Source organism: Lactobacillus iners DSM 13335, from assembly GCF_000160875.1.
GTDB classification, from domain to species: Bacteria; Bacillota; Bacilli; order Lactobacillales; family Lactobacillaceae; genus Lactobacillus; species Lactobacillus iners.
The window spans coordinates 66543-87980 of the sequence record NZ_GG700804.1; the positions used below are offsets into that span (position 1 = coordinate 66543).

Sequence of the window (21438 nt, forward strand, 5' to 3'; positions counted from 1 at the left end):
AAGATTTTTTTATTATGAAATATATCATTGAGGATGTACAAAAAAATGCAACCATTAGCATATAGAATGCGACCACATAGTTTAACTGATGTTGTTGGTCAGCAACATCTAATTGGTCCAGGAAAAATCATCACTAGAATGGTAGAAGCCAAATTATTATCTTCTATGATTCTTTATGGTCAACCAGGAATTGGCAAAACTAGCATTGCTACAGCTATTGCTGGTGCAACTAAGTATGCATTTAGAAAATTAAATGCAGCTACAGATTCAAAAAAAGATTTACAAATTGTTGCCGAAGAAGGCAAAATGAGTGGTACTGTTATTCTATTATTAGATGAGATACAGCGATTGGATAAAAGTAAACAAGATTTTTTATTACCCCTGTTGGAATCCGGGCAGATTATTTTAATCGGTGCTACTACTGAAAATCCATATATTGCTATCTCACCTGCTATTAGATCACGTTGTCAGATTTTTGAACTAAAACCACTTCAATCAGAAGATATTTCTAAGGCTATTGATCATGCTTTACTTGATCCAATTAATGGATTAGGCAAAGAAAATGTTACTTTAACGCCAGAAGCTAGAAATATTTTAATTCAAAAAGGAAATGGCGACTTGCGATCAACCCTTAATGCCTTAGAACTAGCTGTATTATCAACCAAACAAGAATTAATGCAGACAAATCAATATCACAATAAATTGACTATTTCTGAAAGTGAGATGCTGAATTCTGTACAATTCAAATCATACAATTTTGACAGTAATGGTGATAGTCACTACAATCTCCTTTCTGCATTTCAGAAATCAATCCGCGGATCAGATACTGATGCTGCACTTTTCTATTTAGCCGAACTATGTCTAGCTGGAGATTTAAAGTCAATTTGCCGAAGATTATTAGTAACTGCATACGAAGATATTGGTCTAGCCAATCCTGCTGCATGTAGTCGTACTACCTTGGCTGTACAAGCAGCTGAAGCTGTAGGTTTACCAGAAGCAAAAATTATTTTAGCAAATAGTATTATCGAATTATGTACTTCACCTAAAAGTAACAGTGCTTACTTAGCCATTAATCAAGCAATTGATTTAGTTGCTAATACAAAGGATATTGATATTCCATTATCCCTAAAAGATGCACATTTTAAAGGAGCCGCTAAACTAAAACATGGTCAAGGTTATAAATATCCGCATGATTTTAATAAAGATTGGATAGCACAACAATATTTACCTGATCAACTAATTAATACTATTCTTTTTAAACCTAAAGGTAATTCTAAATTTGAAGAAGCAATTAAAGCTCAATATTTAAAATTAAAGGATTTACAAACTAAAAATTTAAATAAAAGTAACTAAATTGACTTATTGTTAATTTTTGATAAAATATAATTGATCTAAGTAATCAAGTATTAATTAAGAGTTGACCGATCAACCAATTGACGTTAGATTCTACGAATAACTACTAAATCGGAATACCTAATTTTTAGGAATCCATATTTACGGCGACGTAGGATCAATTTTTGAACACTTTCGGGTTCAACGACGTTATTTATGCTTGATGCTTAGATTTTTTTATAGTTATATATAATAATTTTTAAAAGGATAATTTAATGTCTATTTTACAATTGATAATCTTACTATTTATTATGCTGATATTATTAGTCGCTTATTTTTTATATAAGTGTCAATTACAGAATACATTTCTTATTTATAATATTAAAGATAACAATAATTTAAGAAATTTATTCAAATGTACAAGCCTAATTTTAGTCTTCGTAGCAATTTTAGGTTTAATTATTTTATTCAGTTTTGATAAATACTATAACTTGATAACATTATTTTTAGCCAGTGTTGTCTTAGTACTATTTTCACTGATGCTAAATATTTTAAAATAAATATTTATATATAAAGGTTATATGTTTTGGAGTAAAATATTATTGAGGTGATTGCTAATGTCAAAACAATACAAAAATATTCAAATTGCAATTGATGGATCTAAAGAAGCAGATGTTGCATTCAAAAGTGCTGTTGAAATTGCAATTTTGAACGATGCTAATTTAGAAATATTGCATGTAGTTGATACAAGAGCATTTCAAGATGTATCAAGCTTTGATTCCGAAATGGTAGAACAAGTTTCCAATGATGCTAAAACAAAAATCGAAGATTATTATCAACGAGCACTTGATGCTGGTTTAAAACATGTTCATTATTCTATTGAATATGGTTCTCCAAAAAATATTATTGCACATGAATTTCCAAATGAGCATAATATTGATTTGATTGTCATTGGTGCTACTGGTTTAAATGTTATTGAGCGATTACTTATCGGTAGTGTAACTGAATATGTGACTCGCACTGCAGTTTGTGACGTCTTAGTTATTCGCCAACAATTAGCTCAAAAACAAGATATCAAAAATAATAAATAATTTTTCTAATAAAAATACACTTAATCGTTGCAAGGTTAAGTGTATTTTTTTGCTATTCTGATGTAATTTTTAAAAATCTTTTACTCTACTAAAAATATAATCTTTATGGTGCCATTTCATTGATAAAATCAAACCTACTCCAATCATATTTCCAATCAAAGCAGACCCACCTTGTGATACAAAAGGTAATGGAATACCAGTAAGTGGCAATAAATCAATTCCCATTCCAATATTTTCAAAAACATGGAAAAGTATCATCATAATAATCCCAGTTGAAATATATGAATAAAATGTATTTTTTGTTTCAAAGGTAATCCTAACCATCTTAAAGATTAAATAACCATATAAAACTATTAAGGCACACGAACCTACGAATCCAAAAGTTTCACCAATTACCGAAAAAATCATATCTGATGTTCTAACAGGCACATATACATTTATTTTACCAAAACCTTGACCAAAAATTTGCCCTGAGCCAATTGCTTTCATACTCAACCATAATTGATATGCACCTTTAGACGTATCACCAAAGGGATTAAGCCATGAATTTATTCTTTCAAATTGATACGCTCTAAAATTAAAATGGCCTAATATTACCTGACCTCCTGGCGTAGTAACCAATAATATAGCAACAGCTCCTAATAAAAAAGCTACACCATACACAGGAAATATAATTTTCCAGGTTATGCCAGATACTAAAATAACTCCACCCACAATAGCTATAAAAACTAGCATGGTACCAAAGTCATTTTGTAATTTTAACAATATCGCAACTGGCAAAAGATATGCCATAATTTTACCGATTAGTTGCCAATCTGATTTAATTTGATGCTCAAATCGTAAATTATGCTGATTAACTACACGAGCTAGCATTAAGATGAATGCTGGTTTCATAACTTCTGAAGGTTGAAATGTTAAAGGCCCTAGTTTAAACCAACTCTTGGCACCAGTTTCATTAAAGGTACTGCGATTATATAAAAATAAGACCGCAATTAATAAAATAATTCCTGTAGCATATGCATAGGGGGCTAATTTAAATAATTGCTCAGAATCAAATCGCATAATAAAAATAACAATAGCAATGGATACTACATACCACAAGCCTTGCACAGCTACAATATACTTTGGTCTACCCAAATTAGGATCATTACTAGCTGCCACCCAGATAGCATACAAACTGATTAAAGCTAATGTAAAAACAGATAGCACAATACCCCAAGCTACTCTATCAAACCAGTCGGATTTGTTTTCTACTTTTGCCATTACCTATCACCACTTTTTACTTTTCGTGAAGTGTAAAATATGATAACAATTCATTAATCGCACTTTCTAAAGTCTTAGAATATATACTATATCCAGACTTAGCAGTAATAGCATGATATCGATCATTATCTTTTTCAATTATACCTACACTCTTTTTACCTGGAATAATAACCTCCCAAGTTGGAACAGAAGCATTTTTCTGTTCGTTAACTTCTATTTCAATATTTTCTAGCTTTTTTGACATACTATCTCCTAATTTATTTATAAAATTTTTTGGCAATTATTGGATCCATATATTTCTCAGGATGCGGATTTCTGCGGATAGTAAAAAAATCTGGCACAGGATCTACACCACCACGGACGAACGGATTACATCTAATGATACGTGCAACGCCCATAATAATTCCTAAAATACACCCATGTTTAGATATAGCAGTAATCATATATTTAGAACATGTCGGATAATATCTACATGTAGGTGGAAATAATGGTGATATACACTTTTGATAAATAATCACCATATTAATAAGTAATTTTTTCATTAATTTAAAAATTGAAATAAATGTATCCATGAAAAAAGTAAGGACACAACAATTTGAATCAAAAATAGGTTTCATCCTATTTTTTGGAATGTTCCTGAATATTTTTTAGCAAAATACCTGTTCCATTAGCAACAGCTTCCAAAGGATTATCTGCCACTAACACTGGAACTTGTAAATAATAAGTGATCAACTTATCAATATTAGTCAACAAGGCACCACCACCAGTTAGCATAATACCTCGGTCAATAATATCAGCCGATAACTCTGGCGGAGTTTTTTCTAATACTTCTTTGGTTGCTGCCACAATGGACATCAATCCATCTTCTAATGATGATTGAATTTCCGTTGCTGAAACTACTGTCTGCTTTGGCAAGCCATCTATAATATCTCTACCTCTTACTGAAATAACTTTCTCTGGATCAGCATCAAAAGCCGTACCGATTTGAATTTTTATTTGTTCAGCAGTACACTGTCCTATCAACAAATTCTTATTATTTTTAATATAATTAATAACAGCTTGGTTCATTTTATCACCAGCCCAGCGAAGTGAGCGAGAAGTTACAACTTCACCCATTGACAAAACGGCAATGTCAGTAGTTCCACCACCAATATCAATTACCATATTTCCCTGCGGTTTAAAAATATCCAAACCAGCACCAACTGCAGCTACTTTCGGTTCAAAGTCTAAGTAAACTCTTCCTCCACCTGATTTTTCTGCAGCTTGAATAATAGCCTTTTGTTCTATCGATGTAACACCTGTCGGAGCACAAATTAATATATTAGGTTTAGACATAAAACCTTTTACATTTAACTTATTGATAAAATAACTTAACATTGCTTCAGTAATATCAAAGTCCGCAATCACACCATTTTTTAAAGGACGAATTACTCTGATATTACCAGGAGTACGACCTACCATTTTATAAGCTTCTGTGCCTACAGCAACTACTTTATTTGAATTAGTATCAACAGCAACTACAGATGGTTCATTTAAAACGATGCCTTTACCTGCAATATTTATCAAAACATTAGCTGTACCTAAATCAATTCCTATGTCTTTTGCCACTACAATACCTCCAGTAATTAATCACTAAAAATTGTATCACAAAAATATATTTTATTTAATAGGTATTAAATAAATAACCATTTCAGTAACATTGAATAATACATTAAATTAATTAAAAATTGTCCAACTAAATAACCTAATGAAATGGCAATAAAAATCAATAAGATTTTAACTTCATTAGTCTTCCCTTTACGGATAAATTTTTCCAATGCAAGACATTTAACAACCTTAAAGGAATAAGCAATTGTCACGAGATATGTAATAATTCTTATTAAAGCACCTATACCTAAATCTTTCATCTTTTTCTCCTTAAACAAAAAAAGATGGGCAAAAACCCATCCTTTACGATTATTTACCTAAATTTTCACGAACATGTAAACGATTAAGTGCTCGCTCTAAAGCAATTTTAGCCTTATACATCTCACGATCATTATGATGAGATTTAGCTTCTTGGATATGCTTTTCTGCACGCTCTTTAGCAACTTGTGCACGTTCAACATTAATATTTCGTGCACGTTCCGCACTATCAGCAATAATAGTAGCCTTGTTATCTGAAAATTCCATATAACCACCATTAACTGCTATATGATCAACTCCATGTTTGGATTCTCGCTTAACTTTAACTTCTGCAATAGCTAATGGAGTAATTAAAGGTAAGTGATTATACAAAATTGTTCTCTCACCATCAATCGCTCTAAATGAAATCTTACTTGAGCGATGTGAATAAATAACTCCATCAGGTGTAACAACAGTTACAGTTAAAAGCTTCTCTGCTTCTACCATGATATATCAACCTACTTTGCTTTCAACATAGCTTTAGCATCAGGGTCACTAGGTACTACTCCCATAGTATTAGCTTTGTTAATTACATCTTCGATTGGACCAACATTTCTAAATGCATCTTCAGGTAAATCATCTAACTTACCATCAATAATCATCTTAAACCCTTTAATGGTTTCTTTGATTGGAACATATGAACCTGGCAAGCCAGTAAATTGTTCAGCTACGAAGAAATTCTGTGACAAGAAGAATTGTATTTTTCTTGCTCTAGCAACAATTAATTTCTCTTCATCTGATAATTCATCCATTCCCAAAACAGAAATAATATCCTGTAATTCTTGATATCTTTGTAAGATATGCTGCACTTGAACAGCAACTTCATAATGATCCTTACCAACTACTTCAGGATCCAAGGCACTGGATGTTGATTCCAAAGGATCAACAGCAGGATATATACCTTGCTCAACTAAGCGACGCTCCAAATTAGTAGTAGCATCTAGGTGGGCAAATGTTGTTGCAGGTGCAGGGTCTGTATAGTCATCAGCTGGAACATAAACTGCCTGAATAGATGTAATAGAACCCTTTTTAGTAGACGTAATTCTTTCTTGCAATTGACCCATTTCTGTAGCCAAAGTTGGTTGGTATCCTACAGCACTAGGCATACGTCCTAACAAAGCTGAAACTTCTGATCCTGCTTGAGTAAATCGGAAAATATTATCAATAAACAATAATACGTCTAAACCTTCTACATCACGGAAATATTCCGCAATAGTTAACCCAGTTAACGCAACTCTCATACGTGCACCAGGTGGTTCATTCATCTGCCCAAAGACCATGGCTGTCTTAGCTAAAACACCAGATGCCTTCATTTCAAAATAAAGGTCATTTCCTTCACGTGTTCGTTCGCCAACTCCAGTAAATACAGAAATACCACCATGTTCTTGAGCAATATTATGAATCAATTCCTGAATAATAGTTGTTTTTCCAACACCTGCACCACCGAACAATCCAACTTTACCACCACGGACATATGGTTCCAACAAGTCAATAACTTTAATACCTGTTTCTAGAATTTCTTCACTGGTACTCAAATCATTGTACTTAGGTGCATCCTTATGAATTCCATCACGTTGAACGTCATCAGCAATTTCAGGGCCACCATCAATTGGATCACCTAAAACATTAAATACACGACCTAATGTTGCTTTACCAACAGGGACAGAAATTGGACCGCCTGTGTCCTCAACTTCCATCCCACGTCTCAATCCGTCGGTAGATTCCATTGAAATAGTTCTTAAAACACCATCACCAAGTTCAAGTGTTACTTCAAGCACTAAGATATCACCATTAGTGTTTTTTACATGCAAGGCATTATTAATATCAGGTAATTTTTTATCAACAGGAAATTGAACATCAACAACAGGTCCGATAACCTGTAAAATTTTACCTTTGCTCAAAATATCTACCTCTATTCCTCTTATCATTCAAGGGCATTAGCACCACCAACAATTTCAGTAATCTGTGTGGTAATTTGTGCTTGTCTAGCCCTATTTAACTTGGTTGTCAATCTAGAAACAACATCCTCAGCATTTTTAGATGCACTTTGCATTGCAGTCATAGAACTTGCATGTTCTGCAGTTTTAGCATCCAAAATTGCACCAAAAATCATTGAACGGGCAAATTGCGGTAAAACCGATCTCAAAACCGAATCAACGCTCGGGGCAACAATATAATCTTTAGGGACCACTTCCTCATCAGAAATATCTAAATCAGAAATTGGTAACATCTTCTGAACACGAAATGCTGAAGATAAAGTATTCACATGGTGAGTATAACAAACATATAATTCATCATATACACCGTTTTGATACATTTTAATCGCCGACTGGATAATGTCTCTAACTTGTTTATAATTAGGAACATCATCTACTCCCTTATATTCGTATACGACATTCAAATTCTGCTTTTTGAAAAATTGTGCAGCAATACTACCTACGGCTAGTATTTTGACATCTCTTTTTTCAATTTCAGCATCTTTAAAAATATCCATCATATTTTTAATGACTTGGTTATTATAGGAACCTACCAAACCACGGTCACCACTAATTACTAAGTAACCAGTACTTTTAATTTCCTTGCGTGGTTGAATCAAGTCCACAATCTTACCCAATTCGAATATATCACTATAGTCAAGTGAATTTATTTCATCGTCACACATTTCCACATTTTTCTTGTTAAACTCATCAAAAATTTTGGCACTAACAAGATGAGAAATAGTTTGACGAATATGATCATTATATACTGTATAAGCCTGATTTAACTTTTCAGTACGATTAAGTTTTACACCTGAAACCATTCTCATGGCTTCAGTAATTTGACCTGTTTTTTGAATAGAAGAGATTTTTTTCTTCAATTCAAGGAGAGACTCTGTCATTTAAATAACCTTCCCTCCTAATTTTTACCTATTGAAAAACCTTCGTTAAAGTCTTTTAAAGCAGCCTTTAATTTGTCTTCATCTGGTAAATTACCAGTTTTCCTAATAACATCGAGTAAATCATTATGATTACTTGCAAAGAAATCATACAATTCATTTTCATAACGAAGAATATCAGGAACTGGTATCTCATCAAGAAAGCCATGTGTCAGTGCATATAATACCAACACTTCATCTTCAACAGGTAATGTCTTATGCAATGGTTGCTTAAGAACTTCTACAGTTCTGCGTCCACGATTAAGCTTAGCTTGTGTAGCTTGATCTAGATCACTGCCAAATTGTGCGAAGCTTTCCAATTCACGATATGAAGCAAGGTCAACACGCAAAGTTCCGGCAACTTTCTTCATAGCCTTAATCTGTGCACTACCACCAACACGTGAAACTGATTCACCAGCATTAACAGCTGGTCTAGTACCTGCAAAGAACAAATCTGACTCTAAGAAAATTTGTCCATCAGTAATTGAAATAACATTAGTTGGAATATATGCTGAAATATCACCGGCTTGTGTCTGAATAAATGGTAAGGCAGTCATTGAACCACCACCTAATTTTTTGCTCAATTTAGCACTACGTTCCAACAAACGTGAATGTAGATAGAAAACATCACCAGGATATGCTTCACGACCAGGTGGACGACGAAGTAATAATGATATTTCACGATAAGAAACTGCTTGCTTGCTTAAGTCATCAAAAACAATAAGCACATCCTTACCATTGTACATAAATTCCTCACCCATTGCAGTACCTGCATATGGAGCGATGTAAAGCATTGGAGCTGGCTCACTAGGTCCAGCTTGAACAACAATCGTATAATCCATTGCTCCAAATCGCTTCAAAGTTTGAACGGAATTTTTAACTGTTGATTCCTTCTGACCAATAGCAACATAAATACAAATTACATTTTGACCCTTTTGGTTAATGATAGTATCAATAGCCAGTGCAGTCTTTCCTGTTTTACGGTCACCAATAATCAACTCACGCTGACCACGACCAATTGGAACCAAGGCATCGATTGCCTTAATACCTGTTTGTAAAGGTTGGTTAACGGACTGACGCTCCATAACACCGGGAGCCTTGCTTTCTATAGGTCTAGTTTTTGTAGTCTTTATCTCACCTAGGCCATCTACAGGTTGTCCCAATGGATTAACAACACGACCGATCAATGCCTCACCCACAGGAACTTCCATGATTTTTCCTGTACGTTTAACTTGATCACCTTCACGAATGTCATCGAATTTACCTAAAATGATAATACCAACATCATTTGCTTCAAGGTTCTGTGCAATACCATATGAACCATTAGAAAACTCTAATAACTCACTTGATAAAACATTATCTAAGCCGTGAGCTCTGGCGATACCGTCACCGACGTAAGTAACTGTACCAACTTCGTCGACGTTGAGCTTTTCACTGTAATTTTCAAGTTGTTGTTTAATTAAAGCACTTAATTCTTCCGCTTTAATGCTCAATGGTCTCACCTCTTTTACTTATACTTAATTGCTTGCGAATCTGCTGCAATTTATTTTTGATTGATCCATCAATTATGTGATCCCCTACTTTAAGAACCACACCTCCCAGAATATTGGCATCTACTTGATTAGTTAAATGAATATTACTCAAGTTGAATTTATTAGCATATGACTTACTAATGGCAGCTAACTGTTCATCATCAAGAGCAATAGCACTGATTGCTACGCCACTTGCCTCATTCATCTCTCGATCATAAAACTTATCAAAAGCTTGCAAAATACAACCTAAATCCTCAAAACGACCATATTCTAAAACTAAATGTAAGAAATTAGCCATCTCTACTGTCATTTCAGCAGTTACTGCCTTTAATATTTGCTTCTTGTCGTTACTAGACAACAAAGGAGAAGCCATCAACAATTCAAATTTAGGATTTTCCTGCAAAACTTTAATCAGCTCATCCACCTCATCATGAACAAGTGCAAGTTTAGCGTTTTCTTTAGCATATTCAAATAACGCCATTCCATATCTGGAAGCTATTTCTTCCCTACTAAGAGACATTACTCATTCAGCCCCTTGATAAATTTATCTACCAAATCTTTCTGATCTGCCATCGAAAGGTTCTTACCAATCAACTTTTCAGCAATGGTGACAGAAATATCAGCTACTGCATCATGAGCTTGATTTAATGCATCAGCTTTTGCTTGTGCAGCATCTTGTGTAGCTTTTTCTCTAATAGAAGCAGCTTCACTATTAGCAGCACTGATAATTCCATCTTTGGTCTTTTCCGCATTGCTCTTAGCTATAGAAAGGATTTGTGTTGCTTCCTGCTTCGAATTCTTTAATTCTGCTTCACGTTGATTAGCTAACAATTCTGCTTTCTTTTGCTTATTTTCTGCATCATCTAAATCAGAAATGACTTTTTTACGCCTTTTTTCCATCATTGATGATACAGGTCCAAAAGCAAAATGATTGACTAACCACAACAATGCAGCAAAAATTAAAAGATAATATAAAGTATCACCTAATTCGAGCTTGATAGCAGCTAACATTATTTGCATATGAAACCCTCCTTTCCTGTAATTAAATACACATAGCTAAATAATTACAAGAAAAGAATTAAGAAACTGATAACAATTGCCAAAATAGGAACAGCTTCAATCAAACCAACACTAATAAACATGTTAGTTCTTAATTCATTAAAAATTTCGGGTTGTCTTGTCATACCCTCAATAGTCTTTGAGATAACACGTCCATTACCCCAACATGCAGCTAACGCAGTCAGACCTGCAACAAGTGCGGCAGCTAATTGTTTCATAAAAAAACCTCCAAAAAATTATTCTTCCATGACTTTCTTATTAATATAAACCATCGAAAGTGTTACAAATACATATGCCTGGATCGAGCCTATAAAAATAGAGAAGCCTTGCCATATCATAGTTAATGGTACCGAAGCGAAGATTGTTGCCCATCCTGCACTTTTAGCAAGATGCTCGCCAATCAAATTCAATAATACTTCACCGGCATATATATTACCGTACAAACGTAACGACAGCGTCAAAAAATTCGTAAACTCTTCAATAACATTAATCGGCAGCAAAAATCCAACTGGTTTGGCATAATTAGCTATAAAGCCCTTTGCTCCAAACTTTTTAATGCCAAAGTGATACGATAAAAGCAATGTCATCATCGCCATCGTCATTGTAATTAATGGACTTGCTGTTGGTGATTTGACAAGAATTTGATCATTAATCTTTACTTCTAGGAATAAACCCAATTGGTTCATAAAGAAAATAAACAAAAATAATGTAAATGCATACAATGATAAGTTTGATTGCACTTCACTATCGGAAACATTATTCTTAACTATACCATTTGTAAAGTCGATAATAGCTTCCAGAAAATTCTGCTTTTTTCCTGGCTTTAAACAAACTTTACCTGATAACCAATAAACTAATCCGAATATTGCAATTGCTACCAAAGTTCCTGAAAAGCAATTGGTAATATTAAAGTTCAATCCTAAAAAATTAACAACTATAGATTTCTCACCCACTTCGTGACCTCCCTTCCAGTGCTTATTACCATGCACACATATAAAATTATACGCCCGTTTTTATTAAATTTTCAAATAAATATTCAGTTATTGTTTATTTTGTTCCAAATAAACGGTCACCGGCATCTCCCAAACCTGGGAAAATATATCCATTAGACATTAATTTTTCATCTTCTGCTGCTGCATATATATCAACATCAGGATTTTCCTTTTGGACTGCCTTCACACCATCAGGTGCAGCAACCAAAACGGCTAGCTTGATATCAGTTACGCCACGTTTTTTCAAGGCACCGATAGCCAAATTAGCTGAACCACCCGTAGCTAACATAGGATCGACAATAATGCATTGTCTTTGTTCAACTTCAGGGGGCATTTTGAAGAAATACTCATGTGGCTTTAAAGTCTCTTCGTCACGATACATACCAATATGTCCAACTTTAGCTGATGGTATCATCTGCAAAACACCTTCAACCATTCCCAAACCTGCACGTAAAATCGGTACAACTACTAATTTCTTACCTGCCAATTCTTTTTGAACGGTCTTACCAATTGGAGTTTCAATTTCAACGTTCTTCAATGGTAAATCACGTGTCATCTCATACACCATTAATCCACCAATCTCACCAACTATTTGACGAAACTCGTTAGTACCTGTTGTCTTTTTCCGAATAATAGTTAATTTGTGTTGAATTAACGGATGATTCAGAACTGTAAACTTTCCCATAATTTCCTCCTGTAAAAAAATATATCCGACTATTATTTTAGCAGACATTAGATACAATGAACTCAAAACATCAAAAAAAAGCGAGAATTAATCTCGCCTATTTTTTAAAATGATTTCCTGAAGCAGCCTTATTTAATCTATTCATATATGCTGCACTAATATTTCCTTTAGCAAAACCTTGAACATATATCGTTTTTATTTGCTCATTACTATCAAAATATCTTAATGCACCAAACAAATTATGTGCTGCTTCATCAATAGAAACACCTAATGAAAAGCTATCTGCATCTCCCAAATCATGCAAATTATCAGCTAATGCAGCTACACCTACTGATGAATCATGCGGTATATATGCAAAATCTGCTGGATCATCCACAATATACACTGGTGAGCTAGGAGCATAGTGACGATATTTCATCCCTGGTGCTTTAGGCACATCTTTAGTTTGAACTGTACCTTTATTGAGTAAAACTTTTTTATGTAATACTTCTGATAACTCATCTGGAGTAATTTCACCTGGTCTTAAAACTACTGGTTGATCTACAGATAAATCGATAATTGTCGATTCTAATCCTATTTTTGTAGGACCATTATCAATAATACCAGCAATCTTGCCTTTTAAATCATGATATACATGTTCTGCTGTCGTTGGCGAAGGCTTAGTAGAAGTATTAGCTGATGGACCTACAATTGGTCTAGCTAAAGTATGAATTAACTCATTAGTTAAAGGATCCTGTGGACACCTAAAAGCAGCTGTTGGCAATCCTCCAGTCACAGCATCAGGCAATGCACCTTCTTTAACAAATAAAATTAAAGTCAACGGACCTGGCCAAAAATGGTCAATTAACTTTTGAGCATCAGCAGGTATTTCAGTAACATATTTTTTCATCATCGCTTCATCTGCAACAGTTACAATCAAAGGATTATCACTTGGCCTGCCTTTAGCTCTATATACATTTTTGACTGCTTCTTCATTAGTAGCATCAGCTCCTAAGCCATAAACAGTTTCAGTAGGAAAAGCTACTAACTCGCCTTGTGCTAACAATTGAGCAGCTTGTTTAATATTATCTTTATTAAAAATTTGTGTATCCAATTTATTATTTCCACCTTCCATGAACCATTCGCGGTTTACCAGCTAAATCATTTTTAAATTCAATTGTAAATTCAGGAAGCTCCTTGGCAAATAATTCAGCCAATAAATCCTTTTGTGAAAAACCAAACTCCAAAAAGAAATGTCCATCTTTGTTTAAATGTTTTGGAACTTGTTTAACAAAACGACGATAAAAATCTAAGCCATCTGCTCCAGCAAAAAGTGCCTCTTCTGGTTCATTTTTTATAACATTTTGATCCATCAAATCTTTTTCACTATTTTTAATATATGGTGGATTGGAAATAATTAAATCAAATTTTTCTAATCCTATCAGGACATCTGCTTTTCTAGTGATGATATCATTCAAGTTAAATTTTAGGAAATTTTCCTCACTTTGCCGTAATGCCGAATCAGTAATATCACTAGCATAATACACAATATTGTTTATATTCTTGCACTCAGCTTTTTTAGCTAATGCAACAGTGATCGCCCCAGAACCAGTACCTAAGTCTAATACTTTACTATTATCCTTGAGATAATCTAAAGCCCATGTAACTAGCTCTTCAGTCTCAAATCTAGGAATCAATACGCCAGGATGAACATCAATACTATAACCTAAAAACCATGCATGACCTACGATATATTGAGGTGACATCCCCTTATGCAATTTATTTAAATCTTTTTTTATTTGAGTTAATTGTTCTTTAGGCAAATCCTGATCCAATTGCAAATGATATTGACTAGGAGTCAAATTTTGCCTTTCTGCTAAAACAAAATCAACATCTTCTGCTATAATTTGTGGATTTTCAGCAATAAACTTCGTCCTTAATGTTCTAAAGCTAGGCATTATCATCAGCCATCTTTTCTAATTGTTTTGTTTGGTAATATAAAACTAGTGCACTAATAATATCTTCTAACTCACCATTCATAATTCGATCTAATTTATTTAAAGTTAAACCGATGCGGTGATCTGTAACACGATTTTGTGGATAATTATATGTTCTAATTCTTTCTGATCTATCACCAGTACCAACGGACTCTTTTCGTTTAGCATCATAACTAGCCTGATTTTGACTCTCATAAAAATCATAAACCCTTGATTTCAAAATCTGCATAGCTTTTTCACGATTCTGTTGTTGTGATCTTTGATCCTGCATAGCCACTACAATACCAGTTGGTAAGTGTGTCATTCTAACCGCACTAGAAGTTTTATTAATATGCTGTCCGCCCGCACCAGATGAACGATAAACGTCAACCCTAATATCTTTAGGATCTAAATCTAAATCTACTTGTTCATATTCTGGCATAACAGCAACTGTTGCAGTAGATGTATGTACACGTCCTTGTGATTCAGTTACAGGAATTCTTTGGACACGATGTGCTCCATTTTCATATTTCAATTTTGAATAAACTTTATCACCACTAATCATCACAGCAACACGCTTAAAACCACCAACTTCAGTTTCTTCAGCGTCAATAATCGACATCTGCCAGCCTTGATTTTCAGCATATTTTTGGTACATCCGCAACAAATCACCTGCAAATAAAGATGCCTCATCACCACCAGCAGCCCCTCTTATTTCCATAATGATATCCTTATCGTCATTAGGATCTTTAGGTAACATCAAAATTTTTATTTCTTCTTCTAGCTTAGTTACTTCTTCTTCAAGGGCTATATTTTCTTCTTTAGCCATATCAATTAAATCTGAATCGGATTCATGAGATATAATTTCTTTATTGTTAGCAATTTCTGACTGATCATTGCAAAAAAGTTTGTATTTTTCAACTACTTCACGCAAATCGGCCTCTTCTTTTGAAATTTCCATATACTTTTTAGTATCATTGATAACTTCAGGATCTGACATCATTTCCTGCAATTCTTCATAATGAGCTAATAAGCTCTCTAACTGTGCCATAACTTTATCCATTGGCAAAATTCCTCTTTCATCATAAAAATAATTTACTTTTCGGGATTAAAATAATGATGTCGACAAACTGGATAATAACTCTCGTCTCCACCAATTTGTACTTGTTCTCCCTCATAAACTGGTACTCCATTATTTATTCTTAAATTCATTGTTGCCTTATGACCGCAATAATGACAAATAGTTTTCATCTCTTCTATTTTATCAGCAAAAATCAATAAATTCTCACTACCTTCAAATAAGTGATTCTGAAAATCATTTTTTAAACCAAAGGCCATGACAGGTATTTTAAGGTCGTCAACAATATGAGTACATTGTAAAACATGTTGTCTTGTTAAAAACTGTGCCTCATCTATTAAAACACAAGCTAATGGTTCATGCTCAATATTCAAAGATTTTTTATTTTCTTCCTTAACGTAAGAAAAAATATTCATATCATGATCAATCGCAACAGCAGTTCGATGTAATCCAATTCGTGAAGAAACTACACCGACACCGCTTCGATCATCCAATCCACTCGTCATTAAAACTATTTTTCTTCCTTGCACCTCATAATTATGAGCAACTTTTAAAATTTCTATTGTTTTACCTGAACTCATTGCTCCGTAACGAAAAAATAATTGTGGCATGTTAATTTCTCCCCTTTATTTTCTTTACATAAAATAAGTATAGATTAAATTAATAAATATTGCAGATAAATATCGTTTTAATGTTAATCATATGCTATAGTATGTTCTAGTTTGAAATGGAGGATCAATATGTTTATTAAAACTAATTTAGCCAAATTCTTAGGTAAAGTTTCTTACTTAGTCTTGCACAATATTTTCAACGGTGGAACAAGTTTTCCTGGAAAATTGGCTGTTAAAATTGACCACAATATTTTGGAAGAACTTGCTAGCGATTATGAAGTCATACTTGTAACAGGAACCAATGGCAAAACAATGACTACTTCTATCATAACAGAAGCACTAAAAGAAAAATATGGTGATGTGTTAACTAACCCTTCGGGCTCAAACATGTTACAAGGAATAATAACTGCCTTTTTAGCTCATCGCAAAAAACATAGTCAACGTAAAATCGCTGTCTTAGAAGTAGACGAGGCTTATTTAAAAATTATTACTACTTATTTAAAGCCAAAGGTAGTGGTATTAACCAATATTTTCAGAGATCAAATGGATCGATATGGTGAAATTTATACGACTTATGAAAAGATTATCACTGGAATTAAAAATTGTCCTGATGCTACCATTGTGGCAAATGGTGATGCAAGCATTTTTTCATCAGACGATCTAACTAACCAGAAAATATTCTATGGCTTTGATTTAAATAATTCAGACCAAAAAACTGATTTACTAGCTCCAGTTAATACTGATGGTGTATTATGTGCTAAATGTCATAATATTCTACATTACCATGAAATAGTCTATGCTAATTTAGGTAACTATTTCTGCCCTAAATGTAATTTTCATCGACCTAAATTAAAATATACTGTCAATGAAATCGTCAAACAAACGCCTAAATCATTAACATTTAAAATGGGTACTAAAGTATATCAAATGGCTATTGGTGGCACCTATAACATATATAATGCCTTAGCTGCCTATTCTGTAGCTAAAGAATTTGGCTTGTCAGATGATGAGATTGCCAGATCATTTAGCAAAAATAAGCGAATTTTTGGGAGACAAGAATTAATTAACTACTCTGATAAGGAAATCATTCTAATTTTAGTCAAAAATCCAGTTGGCTTAGATTCTGTTCTAAATATGCTCAATACTGAAAATGACGACTATTCTTTAATAACTTTATTGAATGCCAATCATGCAGATGGTATTGACACTTCATGGATCTGGGATTCCAATTATGAATCCTTACACAAAGAAAATATTAAACACATCTTAGTTGGTGGTTCACGCCACCAAGATATGCATTTACGACTAAAAGTCGCTGGTTTTGATCCTAAAATCATGGAAACTACTCCTACTGATGACGAGTTAATCGATGCAATTCCTAATTTGCCTTGCAAAAAAATATATATTCTATCAACTTATACTGCTATGCTTAGCTTGCGTAAAAAAATGGCAGAAAGAAAAATAATCAATGTAAATATGTAAATTTAAATTATCGAGTTTTCTAATAAAAAAGACTCGATAATTTTTTGACGCATTTTTAGGAAAATCAAATTGTGTCCAGAAGGATATATACGATTTGTTAAGACAATTAGCCCTGTTTTTTTGACCTTATCAAGTAACATGAATGTTCCAGTAAATCCTGTATGATAAATCAATGTATGATGATCAGATGGATCAAAGCACAAATCCCACCCCCAGCTACGAGCATGCAGCTTAGCGGGGGTTTTTATTTTGTATAACTCAGATAATGTTGCTGAGCCAAAAGGCAAAATATCATCCCTTAATCCAACATAGCCTTGTGCTAATCGATATAAATCAGCAATATTAGAAAATAATCCTGCTGACCCACAACTTTTACCTAACACTCGTGCTTTAGGATCATGCACTACACCGCACAACATAATTCCCTGCTGATTCATTGCTGTAGGGACTGTTTTATTAGCATCAGGAGCAAAACTAGTTGCTTTAAGTCCTGCAGGCTTGATTACTTCGTGCATAATGATATCTTGCAAATCTTGCTGATATATTTTTTCAAGTACTAAGCCTAATAAAATAAAATTAGTATCAGCATAACGCACTTTATGTTCAAACTCTTCTGTTACAGGTAGATTAATAATTGCCTGCAATAATTCACGTGCATTTAATTGATCCCGATTAGCAATCCAACCTTTAATACCACTAGTATGTGTTAATAAATCACTTAATTTTACTCTCTTATCTAAAAATTCAGGCAAATACATCTTTAAAGTATCATTGAAAGCAATTTTACCTTCATCTGCTAATTTCAACAGAACATTAGTTGTGCCAATAACCTTAGTCAAACTAGCTAAATCATAAATTGCATCTGCTTTTAATGGAATAGGTTGCGGTATTATTTGTGACAACCCTACTGTATTTTGCCATACATCATTATTTTTAAAAATTAGATAATTAACACCAGGTACTATTTTGGATGCTACCATCATTTCAATCAATTTTTTAGTCTTTAAGAACTCCATAATTTATCACCCACTTAATATATATCATACCTGCTATACATATCAAATTACCATCGATTATACAAAATTTTAATTATAAGCCTTGACATCTTTAAAATATTAAATTATATTAGTTATTGTTAGTTTTGCCCGTTGGTCAAATGGTTAAGACGCCACCCTCTCAAGGTGGAGTTACGAGTTCAATTCTCGTACGGGTGATTACTGGGTTGTAGCCAAATTGGTAAGGCGGGGGACTCTGAATCCCTAATGTATCGGTTCGAGCCCGGTCAACCCAATCTTACGATTTCTTACTCACATAAAAAAAGCTCTTTATTTAAAGTAGCTTTTTTTATTGACTATTATTTCATCATAGCCTTTTTAAGTGCCTTAAACACACTATCATCAGTCTGTAAAATTAAACGTGGATATATTCTTCTAATTAAGATCAATATCCCTATTAAAAAGCCTACTGTTATTGAAATTGAAATTAATATTTCCCACGTAGATGCTACTTCATAAATAATTCTAATTGGCATCATAAATGAAGAAATAAAAGGAACATATGATAAAACAAATAACAAGTTACTATGTACATTATTATTAAATTGTGTAGCTAAAATAAAACACAAAATAATCAAAATTGTCATAAATTGGGCAGTTTTACCTGCATTTTCTGGCTTAGAAGCCAAAGCTCCACATAATGCAGCCAAAATAAGACAAATGATTAATGCAGCAACAACATATATCAGACTATAAACACCTATATTACCTAAAATTGCACCAACAAAAGGATCAAATTGATGTACTAATGTTTTACCTTCTTTAAAATAAGGTAATAATCGCCAAATGCTATATCCACCTACAAGATAAATGCCTATGTGCAATAATACTTCTCCAATTAATCCCATTATTTTACCAATAAAGTAATCACCACCAGGCATACTTGAAAAAACAACTTCCATAATCTTAGTTCCTTTTTCTGTAGCAATTTCCTGTGTAGTAACACCATTATATATCAACAAAATGAAATATAAGATAAAACAGACAGCATAGAAACAGATTATTTTAATACCTGTATCATTTTTGATTTCTTTGGACTTTTCTGCTTGTTTTACATGTACCTCAGGTACTGTCATAATTTTCTTTTTTTGTTCATTAGATAGCTTAGCTGTAGCAAAATTAATATTATTTTGTAGTCCAGATATAATTACACTACTTCTTTTATGAATATTGCTAGAATCAGTTGGTTGCAGATAAACCGTTGCATCCAATTGCTGATTCTTTTTAATAGTCAAGTAAAGATAACCTTTAATTTTCCCTTTTTCAAATAATTTACTAGCTGTAGCTTGATTGTCATAAAGTTTAACATCTGGATTAGCTTTTAAATTGGTTTTTAGTAAATTATCTTTACAAACTACAGCAATCCTATTATCAGTGTCATTCTTTTGGTGAGCACTCTTAGCTGTAGCAAGACCAATGATGATATTAATGCCAACAATAATGAATGGACCTAATACCATAAATATAAAGCCCCAAGATTTTATTTGGCGAAAAAATGTTTCCTTGGCAACAATTAATATCTTTTTCATAAACCTTCACCCGCCTTTTGCTTAAATATCTCATTCAAAGTAGGAGGCTCCTGATCAAATGTTTGGATATATTTTCCTTGTGATAAGATATCAAAAATTGTATAACCATATTCAGCCGAAGTTAAGTATAATTTGATTCGACCATCATTAAGTAATTCTGCTTTTTCAACACCCTCAATTTTGGATAAGTCCTCAATAGCCATAGAGGTTCTAACATATATCCGCGTTAAGCCGAATTTATTACGCACATCATAAGTATTTCCGTTAAGCACAACTTTACCATTGTCTATCATTACCACGTCATCACATAGCTCTTCTACATTAGACATATTATGATCTGAGAAGATAACTGTTGCTCCTTTACTTTTTTGATTAAGAATCTCACGCTTCATTATTTCAACATTCAAAGGATCTAATCCACTAAAAGGTTCATCTAAAATAATTAATTGTGGATTATGAATAAGAGTCGCAATCATTTGCACTTTTTGTTGATTTCCTTTAGAAAGACTTTTTATTTTGTCATCAACCTTTCCTTTAACTTCAAGTCGCGACATCCAGTCAGCTAATAATTTATCGATTTCTTTATCATCCATTCCTTTTAACCTAGCTAAGAATTTAATCTGTTGCTTAATCTTGAATTTAGGTAACAAACTACGTTCTTCGGGTAAATAACCCACACTATTGTAATCACCTGCTCCGAATGGATGACCGTCAATTGAAATAGCACCACTATATTCCACAAATTTTAAAATACTATGAAAAATAGTAGTTTTACCAGATCCATTTTTTCCGATCAATCCCAAAATATGTCCATCTTGAGCAGTAAAGTTAACATCATATAAGACTTGTTTATTGCCAAAACTCTTATTTAACTGCTTAATTGTTAACATAAGATTCGCCTCCTCACATATAGTAA

At 33.3% G+C, this 21438-nt stretch carries 24 protein-coding genes and 2 tRNA genes; 5 read left to right on the forward strand and 21 right to left on the reverse strand.

The genetic code is table 11. The features are described from left to right. Nucleotides 1–45: 45 nt before the first annotated feature. Together HMPREF0520_RS01840 and HMPREF0520_RS01845 are read left to right on the forward strand one after the other, a co-directional pair. Nucleotides 46–1353 (forward strand): replication-associated recombination protein A, encoded by a 1308-nt coding sequence (locus HMPREF0520_RS01840; protein ID WP_006730188.1) that lies wholly within the window; start codon nucleotides 46–48, stop codon nucleotides 1351–1353. 596 nt (nucleotides 1354–1949) lie between these two features. Further along, complete coding sequence (locus HMPREF0520_RS01845; RefSeq protein WP_006729203.1) at nucleotides 1950–2423, forward strand: universal stress protein; 474 nt, start codon at nucleotides 1950–1952, stop codon at nucleotides 2421–2423. A gap of 69 nt (nucleotides 2424–2492) precedes the next feature. Here HMPREF0520_RS01845 and HMPREF0520_RS01850 read toward each other — a convergent pair whose 3' ends face one another. The 18 genes from HMPREF0520_RS01850 to HMPREF0520_RS01935 form a co-directional block, all read right to left on the reverse strand. Beyond that, nucleotides 2493–3686: an FtsW/RodA/SpoVE family cell cycle protein gene (locus tag HMPREF0520_RS01850; protein WP_006729204.1), complete on the reverse strand. Its 1194-nt coding sequence runs from the start codon at nucleotides 3684–3686 to the stop codon at nucleotides 2493–2495. 16 nt (nucleotides 3687–3702) lie between these two features. Further along, complete coding sequence (locus HMPREF0520_RS01855; protein ID WP_006730189.1) at nucleotides 3703–3930, reverse strand: DUF2969 domain-containing protein; 228 nt, start codon at nucleotides 3928–3930, stop codon at nucleotides 3703–3705. Between the two features lie 13 nt (nucleotides 3931–3943). Beyond that, on the reverse strand, nucleotides 3944–4228 hold the full coding sequence (gene yidD / locus HMPREF0520_RS01860; RefSeq protein ID WP_010222395.1) for a membrane protein insertion efficiency factor YidD: 285 nt from the start codon (nucleotides 4226–4228) through the stop codon (nucleotides 3944–3946). Nucleotides 4229–4304: 76 nt separating this feature from the next. Next, complete coding sequence (gene mreB, locus HMPREF0520_RS01865) at nucleotides 4305–5294, reverse strand: rod shape-determining protein (RefSeq protein WP_006729207.1); 990 nt, start codon at nucleotides 5292–5294, stop codon at nucleotides 4305–4307. A 65-nt stretch (nucleotides 5295–5359) separates the two neighbouring features. After that, nucleotides 5360–5593: a DUF1146 family protein gene (locus HMPREF0520_RS01870; RefSeq protein ID WP_006729208.1), complete on the reverse strand. Its 234-nt coding sequence runs from the start codon at nucleotides 5591–5593 to the stop codon at nucleotides 5360–5362. 49 nt (nucleotides 5594–5642) lie between these two features. Then, the gene (locus tag HMPREF0520_RS01875; RefSeq protein ID WP_006729209.1) at nucleotides 5643–6077 is read right to left on the reverse strand and encodes a F0F1 ATP synthase subunit epsilon; all 435 of its coding nucleotides are present in this window, start codon (nucleotides 6075–6077) and stop codon (nucleotides 5643–5645) included. 11 nt (nucleotides 6078–6088) lie between these two features. Beyond that, complete coding sequence (atpD, locus tag HMPREF0520_RS01880; protein ID WP_006730163.1) at nucleotides 6089–7531, reverse strand: F0F1 ATP synthase subunit beta; 1443 nt, start codon at nucleotides 7529–7531, stop codon at nucleotides 6089–6091. Between the two features lie 23 nt (nucleotides 7532–7554). Then, nucleotides 7555–8508 (reverse strand): F0F1 ATP synthase subunit gamma, encoded by a 954-nt coding sequence (locus HMPREF0520_RS01885; RefSeq protein ID WP_006729211.1) that lies wholly within the window; start codon nucleotides 8506–8508, stop codon nucleotides 7555–7557. Nucleotides 8509–8525: 17 nt separating this feature from the next. Then, entirely contained in the window at nucleotides 8526–10037 is a 1512-nt protein-coding gene (gene atpA / locus HMPREF0520_RS01890; RefSeq protein WP_006729212.1) for a F0F1 ATP synthase subunit alpha, read from the reverse strand. After that, a complete protein-coding gene (gene atpH / locus HMPREF0520_RS01895) occupies nucleotides 10027–10596 on the reverse strand; it encodes an ATP synthase F1 subunit delta (RefSeq protein ID WP_006729213.1) in 570 nt (189 codons plus the stop codon). Before atpH ends, atpA begins: the two co-directional genes overlap by 11 nt. After that, nucleotides 10596–11096: a F0F1 ATP synthase subunit B gene (gene atpF / locus HMPREF0520_RS01900; RefSeq protein WP_006729214.1), complete on the reverse strand. Its 501-nt coding sequence runs from the start codon at nucleotides 11094–11096 to the stop codon at nucleotides 10596–10598. The genes atpH and atpF overlap by 1 nt, the downstream gene beginning before the upstream one ends. 44 nt (nucleotides 11097–11140) lie before the next feature. Continuing rightward, the gene (gene atpE, locus HMPREF0520_RS01905) at nucleotides 11141–11353 is read right to left on the reverse strand and encodes a F0F1 ATP synthase subunit C (protein ID WP_006729215.1); all 213 of its coding nucleotides are present in this window, start codon (nucleotides 11351–11353) and stop codon (nucleotides 11141–11143) included. Nucleotides 11354–11371: 18 nt separating this feature from the next. After that, on the reverse strand, nucleotides 11372–12088 hold the full coding sequence (gene atpB, locus HMPREF0520_RS01910; protein WP_010222390.1) for a F0F1 ATP synthase subunit A: 717 nt from the start codon (nucleotides 12086–12088) through the stop codon (nucleotides 11372–11374). A gap of 94 nt (nucleotides 12089–12182) precedes the next feature. Continuing rightward, complete coding sequence (gene upp / locus HMPREF0520_RS01915) at nucleotides 12183–12812, reverse strand: uracil phosphoribosyltransferase (RefSeq protein WP_006730115.1); 630 nt, start codon at nucleotides 12810–12812, stop codon at nucleotides 12183–12185. A gap of 97 nt (nucleotides 12813–12909) precedes the next feature. After that, entirely contained in the window at nucleotides 12910–13905 is a 996-nt protein-coding gene (locus HMPREF0520_RS01920; RefSeq protein WP_006735586.1) for an L-threonylcarbamoyladenylate synthase, read from the reverse strand. 4 nt (nucleotides 13906–13909) lie between these two features. Continuing rightward, on the reverse strand, nucleotides 13910–14749 hold the full coding sequence (gene prmC, locus HMPREF0520_RS01925; protein WP_010222387.1) for a peptide chain release factor N(5)-glutamine methyltransferase: 840 nt from the start codon (nucleotides 14747–14749) through the stop codon (nucleotides 13910–13912). Then, nucleotides 14742–15830, reverse strand: a complete 1089-nt coding sequence (prfA, locus tag HMPREF0520_RS01930; RefSeq protein WP_006729220.1) for a peptide chain release factor 1 — start codon at nucleotides 15828–15830, stop codon at nucleotides 14742–14744. Before prfA ends, prmC begins: the two co-directional genes overlap by 8 nt. Nucleotides 15831–15862: 32 nt before the next feature. Continuing rightward, complete coding sequence (locus tag HMPREF0520_RS01935) at nucleotides 15863–16456, reverse strand: thymidine kinase (RefSeq protein WP_006729221.1); 594 nt, start codon at nucleotides 16454–16456, stop codon at nucleotides 15863–15865. 129 nt (nucleotides 16457–16585) lie between these two features. Here HMPREF0520_RS01935 and HMPREF0520_RS01940 point away from each other — a divergent pair, with 129 nt between their 5' ends. After that, nucleotides 16586–17938, forward strand: a complete 1353-nt coding sequence (locus HMPREF0520_RS01940; RefSeq protein ID WP_006729222.1) for a Mur ligase family protein — start codon at nucleotides 16586–16588, stop codon at nucleotides 17936–17938. Nucleotides 17939–17940: 2 nt separating this feature from the next. Here HMPREF0520_RS01940 and HMPREF0520_RS01945 read toward each other — a convergent pair whose 3' ends face one another. Further along, nucleotides 17941–18954, reverse strand: coding sequence for a serine hydrolase domain-containing protein (locus tag HMPREF0520_RS01945; protein ID WP_006729223.1), 1014 nt, complete (start codon nucleotides 18952–18954; stop codon nucleotides 17941–17943). Nucleotides 18955–19080: 126 nt separating this feature from the next. Here HMPREF0520_RS01945 and HMPREF0520_RS01950 point away from each other — a divergent pair. Both HMPREF0520_RS01950 and HMPREF0520_RS01955 read left to right on the forward strand, forming a co-directional pair. Continuing rightward, nucleotides 19081–19152, forward strand: a tRNA-Glu gene (locus HMPREF0520_RS01950). 4 nt (nucleotides 19153–19156) lie between these two features. Beyond that, nucleotides 19157–19229 (forward strand) — tRNA-Gln (locus tag HMPREF0520_RS01955). Between the two features lie 63 nt (nucleotides 19230–19292). On the opposite strand, the gene HMPREF0520_RS01960 is transcribed toward HMPREF0520_RS01955, so the two are convergent. After that, nucleotides 19293–20522, reverse strand: coding sequence for an ABC transporter permease (locus HMPREF0520_RS01960; protein ID WP_006729224.1), 1230 nt, complete (start codon nucleotides 20520–20522; stop codon nucleotides 19293–19295). Beyond that, nucleotides 20519–21412 carry an ABC transporter ATP-binding protein gene (locus HMPREF0520_RS01965; protein ID WP_010222384.1) on the reverse strand — a complete coding sequence of 298 codons (894 nt, stop codon included), beginning with the start codon at nucleotides 21410–21412 and terminating at the stop codon, nucleotides 20519–20521. The genes HMPREF0520_RS01960 and HMPREF0520_RS01965 overlap by 4 nt, the downstream gene beginning before the upstream one ends. Nucleotides 21413–21438: the final 26 nt, after the last annotated feature.